The organism is Bowmanella dokdonensis (genome assembly GCF_017254865.1).
Taxonomy (GTDB): Bacteria; Pseudomonadota; Gammaproteobacteria; order Enterobacterales; family Alteromonadaceae; genus Bowmanella; species Bowmanella dokdonensis.
Window position 1 is genome coordinate 1 of record NZ_JAFKCV010000042.1, and the last position, 1,042, is coordinate 1,042.

Consider the following 1,042-nt stretch of genomic DNA (forward strand, 5'->3'; position numbering starts at 1 on the left):
TTCACGTTTTTGAACCCGTGGAGGACGGGCAGACTCGCGGTGCAAATGTGTTTTACAGCGTGATGGAGCAGATGAAGATGCTCGACACGCTGCAGAACACGCAGCTGCAGAGCGCCATTGTGAAGGCGATGTATGCCGCCACCATTGAGAGTGAGCTGGATACGCAGTCAGCGATGGATTTTATTCTGGGCGCGAACAGTCAGGAGCAGCGGGAAAGGCTGACCGGCTGGATTGGTGAAATTGCCGCGTATTACGCCGCAGCGCCGGTCCGGCTGGGAGGCGCAAAAGTACCGCACCTGATGCCGGGTGACTCACTGAACCTGCAGACGGCTCAGGATACGGATAACGGCTACTCCGTGTTTGAGCAGTCACTGCTGCGGTATATCGCTGCCGGGCTGGGTGTCTCGTATGAGCAGCTTTCCCGGAATTACGCCCAGATGAGCTACTCCACGGCACGGGCCAGTGCGAACGAGTCGTGGGCGTACTTTATGGGGCGGCGAAAATTCGTCGCATCCCGTCAGGCGAGCCAGATGTTTCTGTGCTGGCTGGAAGAGGCCATCGTTCGCCGCGTGGTGACGTTACCTTCAAAAGCGCGCTTCAGTTTTCAGGAAGCCCGCAGTGCCTGGGGGAACTGCGACTGGATAGGCTCCGGTCGTATGGCCATCGATGGTCTGAAAGAAGTTCAGGAAGCGGTGATGCTGATAGAAGCCGGACTGAGTACCTACGAGAAAGAGTGCGCAAAACGCGGTGACGACTATCAGGAAATTTTTGCCCAGCAGGTCCGTGAAACGATGGAGCGCCGTGCAGCCGGTCTTAAACCGCCCGCCTGGGCGGCTGCAGCATTTGAATCCGGGCTGCGACAATCAACAGAGGAGGAGAAGAGTGACAGCAGAGCTGCGTAATCTCCCGCATATTGCCAGCATGGCCTTTAATGAGCCGCTGATGCTTGAACCCGCCTATGCGCGGGTTTTCTTTTGTGCGCTTGCAGGCCAGCTTGGGATCAGCAGCCTGACGGATGCGGTGTCCGGCGACAGCCTGACTG

General features: G+C 57.9%; 1 protein-coding gene. It reads left to right on the forward strand.

All coding sequences use genetic code 11. The features are described from left to right. On the forward strand, nt 1-902 hold a 902-nt coding region (locus J0A66_RS21425), incomplete at its 5' end, for a phage portal protein (RefSeq protein WP_206575898.1). Between the last annotated feature and the right edge of the window lie 140 nt (nt 903-1,042).